This window comes from Vibrio sp. OPT46, from assembly GCF_015163535.1.
Taxonomy (GTDB): Bacteria; Pseudomonadota; Gammaproteobacteria; order Enterobacterales; family Vibrionaceae; genus Vibrio; species Vibrio alginolyticus.
This window is the reverse complement of record NZ_JADDYG010000824.1, coordinates 175,666-180,135: the sequence shown is the minus strand read 5'-3', so window position 1 is coordinate 180,135 and position 4,470 is coordinate 175,666. Positions and strand designations below refer to the sequence as shown.

General features: G+C 47.5%; 5 protein-coding genes. All 5 read left to right on the top strand.

Going from position 1 to position 4,470, the window contains the following annotated elements:
• The coding region (locus IQR33_RS28910) for an ABC transporter substrate-binding protein (protein ID WP_228014205.1) at positions 1–564 on the top strand (564 nt) is incomplete at its 5' end.
• 147 nt (positions 565–711) lie between these two features.
• Complete coding sequence (locus IQR33_RS28905) at positions 712–1,689, top strand: ABC transporter permease (protein WP_031780394.1); 978 nt, start codon at positions 712–714, stop codon at positions 1,687–1,689.
• 2 nt (positions 1,690–1,691) lie between these two features.
• A complete protein-coding gene (locus IQR33_RS28900) occupies positions 1,692–2,642 on the top strand; it encodes an ABC transporter permease (protein WP_033907403.1) in 951 nt (316 codons plus the stop codon).
• A 157-nt stretch (positions 2,643–2,799) separates the two neighbouring features.
• Complete coding sequence (locus IQR33_RS28895) at positions 2,800–3,819, top strand: SPOR domain-containing protein (protein WP_053303437.1); 1,020 nt, start codon at positions 2,800–2,802, stop codon at positions 3,817–3,819.
• Positions 3,820–4,045: 226 nt separating this feature from the next.
• Positions 4,046–4,470, top strand: a 425-nt coding sequence (locus IQR33_RS34805) for a LacI family DNA-binding transcriptional regulator (RefSeq protein WP_228014204.1), incomplete at its 3' end; no start/stop codon positions are given.

The following is a 4,470-nucleotide window of genomic DNA, read 5'->3' as shown; positions in this document are numbered from 1 at the left end:
CTGGTTCCTCGCTACGATTTGAAGAAAGCGAAAGAACTGATGAAAGAAGCGGGTTACGAAAACGGCCTGACGCTAACGATGATCGCACCAAACAACCGTTACGTGAATGATGCGAAAGTAGCACAAGCGGCAGCGGCAATGTTGTCTAAGATCGGTATCAAGGTTGATCTGAAGACCATGCCAAAAGCGCAATACTGGCCAGAGTTCGACAAGTGTGCGGCAGACATGCTGATGATCGGTTGGCACTCAGATACAGAAGACTCAGCGAACTTCAACGAGTTCCTAACGATGACTCGTAACGAAGAAACCGGTCGTGGTCAGTACAACTGTGGTTACTACTCAAACCCAGAAATGGACAAAGTGGTTGAAGCTGCGAACGTAGAAACGGATCCTGCGAAACGTGCAGAAATGCTGAAAGGTGTAGAAGCAACACTATACAACGACGCAGCATTCGTACCGCTACACTGGCAAAGTGAAGCGTGGGGTGCGAAGTCTAACGTGAAAGCGGCAGACATCGTTAACCCAATGGTAATGCCTTACTTCGGTGACCTAGTGGTTGAATAATCACGGTTAGTCGACTTTGAGGAGGGATGGATTTCCCTCCTCAACTTAAAGCACTCGACTCAGTTTTGTTTCAGTCGGATTGAGTGGGTTATTTAGACTGAATTTTCTCTCTAATTTAGAGATCTATGGATAGTTAAGGGGCAAGGAATGTTTTCGTTTCTGGTCAAGCGCCTGTTTCAGGCACTGATAGTGATGTTTGTGATCAGTTTGGTGGCGTTTGCCATTCAGGACAACCTGGGTGATCCGCTGCGTGAGCTTGTAGGTCAGTCGGTTTCGGAATCGGAGCGTCAAGCGCTACGCGACGAATTGGGCCTGAACGATCCCTTTATCACAAAGTACACGCGCTTTGTGGGTAATGCACTGCAAGGTGATTTGGGTACCTCATATTTTTTCAAGCGACCTGCGGTTGAGGTGATCCTCGATAAGCTGGTGGCAACATTAGAGCTCGTGTTTGGCGCGACGCTCATCATTATCGTTTTCTCTATACCACTCGGGGTGTATTCCGCGATTCACCCGAAGAGTGTCTTTACCAAATTTGTTATGGCGATGAGTAGTGTCGGCATCTCGATTCCGGTGTTCCTAACCGCAATCATGCTGATGTACGTCTTCTCCATCGAACTCGGCTGGCTGCCTTCCTATGGGCGAGGTGAAACCGCTAACGTACTCGGTTGGGAATCTGGCTTCTTTACCATTGATGGTATCAAGCACCTCATCCTACCTTGTATTGCGCTAGCGTCTATCATGCTGCCGTTGTTCATCCGTTTGGTACGTTCAGAAATGCTGGAAGTACTGAGTTCGGAATACATTAAGTTCGCCAAAGCAAAAGGTTTGAACTTACAAAAGATTTATTACCAACATGCACTTAAGAACACCATGCTACCAGTATTGACGGTAGGTGGCGTGCAGATTGGTACCATGGTGGCCTACACCATTCTTACTGAAACCGTGTTCCAATGGCCGGGCACTGGCTTCCTTTTCCTAGAGGCAATCAACCGTGTAGATACACCGCTGATCACTGCCTACGTTATCTTTGTTGGTCTGATCTTCGTGGTAACCAATACCATCGTCGACTTGCTGTACGGCATCATCAACCCAACTGTGAACCTAACTGGAAAAGGAGCTTAATCATGAGCCAATCAAATTTAACACCAGCTCCTGCTCCATCAGCGTGGCAGCGTTTCAAAGAGTCAGATTTTCTGTATTACTTCAAACGCGACAAAGTGGCGATGGCGAGTTTTACCGTCTTTATGATGTTCTTAGTATTGGCATTGGCTGCACCGATTCTTGCGCCAACAGACCCGTACGATCTGACGTCTATCGACATCATGGACTCTGAGTTGCCACCTTCGTGGATGGAAGATGGCGATGAGCGCTTTGTGTTGGGTACTGACGAGCAAGGCCGCGATATTTTATCGACCATTCTTTACGGCTCTCGTTTGTCTTTGACGATCGGCTTTTTAGCCGTCGGTCTTCAGTTGGTACTGGGTATCATCATTGGTTTGTCGGCGGGTTACTTCGGTGGTCGTATCGATAGCTTCTTGATGCGCTTTGCGGATGTTCAACTATCGTTCTCAACCATGATGGTGGCGATCATCGTATCGGCCATCTTCAAAGCCAGCTTTGGCAGTGATTTTTACAGCCAATATGCGGTGGTCATGCTGGTGGTGATCATCGGTGTGGCAGAATGGCCGCAATACGCACGTACCATTCGCGCCTCGGTATTGGCAGAGAAGAAGAAAGAATACGTCGAAGCGGCGCGTGTGATGGGCTTTAAAGCTCCGCGAATCATGTTCCGTCACATTCTGCCGAACTGTCTATCGCCAATCTTGGTTATCTCGACGGTACAGGTAGCGAACGCGATCATGTCGGAAGCGGCACTGTCATTCCTAGGTTTGGGTCTTCCTGTTGATCAGCCGTCACTAGGTGCGCTGATCAGCATCGGCTTTAACTACATCTTCTCAGGTGCGTGGTGGATTACTGCCTTCCCAGGCATCGTGCTCGTAACATTGGTTTTGGTTATCAACCTGTTGGGCGACTGGCTACGTGATGTATTCAACCCGAAACTGTACAAAGGATAAGAATTTTCCCACCAAGCGTTGTAAATTCGCTTAATTCCTTCCTAAACTGAGAGCCGGATGCAAATTCCGGCTCTTTTTTTGCTAGTTATTCTTTGTTCACATTTTTTTGGCGCTTTGCCGCCATAATGACCTTACCCACTAATTTAGAGTGAAGTGTATGGAAATGAAGAAGGCACAACACCCATCTCGTATCTTCCAAGCAAGCCTAGCTTTCGGCTTGTCGCTGGTATGCGCCCAGTTTTCTAGCCCAGTATCGGCGGAGGAGTTCCTTTGCCAAGCCACTCAAGCCAGCGAGAAAGAATTACCGATGCTTGAGAAAACGTGCCCAATTGGTAACGGAGTATGGGGAAAGAAAGTGCCGCAGGGGGGCAACTACCTTTACTGGATTCAATGCGGATTGCTACCCAAGCCTATGTCTCTCGCGAAAGCTAAGCCTCTCTATAGTAAAATCACGACTGACGTATGGATGAAGCCTGATTCCAAAGGCTATCGCTGTTTGATTGGACCTTACAAGGCATTGTCTGATGCGAGGGATGACTTACGAGGAGTCAAAACCTTGTCGAATTACAAAGAGGCGTTCATCCGAGTGGTTGGGAAAGGGACGAAACAACCAGTAACACCACCTACACCTAAATCTACTGTATCGTCGAAATCAGCCGCATCTTCGGTTAAGCCAACACCGACGGTGACCCCGAAACCCGCGCCAGTTCCTGCTGTGCGAGCTGATACCGACGCCTTTAAAGCGCGGGCAGAGAAGCCAGATACCAAGGCAAAAAGTTCACGTGATAGCTCTTCGTCTAAGCCTGTTGCTAAGACCAAAGCGAAGCCAATTGTCACCGGAAATGATGACATTGAAGTTCGCTTGAGTACTTCAGTACAGGGCAAAACGTACGTGGTCCCATATTTACTCGATCACCATAATCAGTTTTACATGGAACATGGTAAGCCGTGGAACCGCCTCAACTACGAAAACTCGCACAAAGTATGTCAGCAACTGGGTATGAGCTTAGCCAACCCTGCAGAGTTTAAAGCGCTGAGGGCGTCTGGGGTGATGGAAAAAAATCAATGGCCACTGCAACTGCCGTATTGGGGCAAAGATAAGAAAGGTTTGTTCGCCGATCGTGAGCCCAATCAGCTCACCGGAACCTCATTATTGAACGTGGTGTGCGTGAAATAACGACTCAGATATTGCGGTCAAAATATAGAAGAAAGCCCCGAGTTCGGGGCTTTTTTGCGGTCTCAAATATTATCGCTATTTAAGTGGCGTTTCTTTGTGATGCGTTTGCTAATACGCTCTACCACTGATATTCATCTCATTTTGCGAATTATTTTCACTGAACTTGTCGGCAGAGAGTCTATTCGTCATAATGTTACTTGTAACATTACTGATAAATCACATATTTATGGCTCAACAGAATAAGAAAACTCGTACGACATTGCAGGATGTCGCAGACCAGGTTGGCGTCACGAAGATGACCGTTTCACGCTATATGCGTAACCCTGAATCGGTGGCAGAAAAGACTCGTGCTAAGATTGCGACTGCGATTGAAGAGATGGGTTACATCGAAAACCGTGCACCGGCGATGTTGTCAAAGTCCTCCAGTAAAGCCATTGGTATTTTACTGCCGTCTTTGTCCAACCAAATTTTTGCTTCCTTTGTTCAGGGCATAGAGATGGTGACCAAAGCCAATGGCTATGAGACGCTTTTAGCGCATTTTAGCTACGATGAGCTTGAAGAAGAGCGTAAGATCGCGTCATTACTCTCTTATCAAGTCGATGGACTTATTCTAACTGAAAGCCATCACACGCCGCGTACATTACAGATGAT

What these genes read in the sequence shown, in the direction of transcription:
- IQR33_RS28905 (WP_031780394.1), top strand. Translation starts at nt 712, where the DNA reads ATGTTTTCGTTTCTGGTCAAGCGCCTGTTTCAGGCACTGATAGTGATG.
- IQR33_RS28900 (WP_033907403.1), top strand. Translation starts at nt 1,692, where the DNA reads ATGAGCCAATCAAATTTAACACCAGCTCCTGCTCCATCAGCGTGGCAG.
- IQR33_RS28895 (WP_053303437.1), top strand. Translation starts at nt 2,800, where the DNA reads ATGGAAATGAAGAAGGCACAACACCCATCTCGTATCTTCCAAGCAAGC.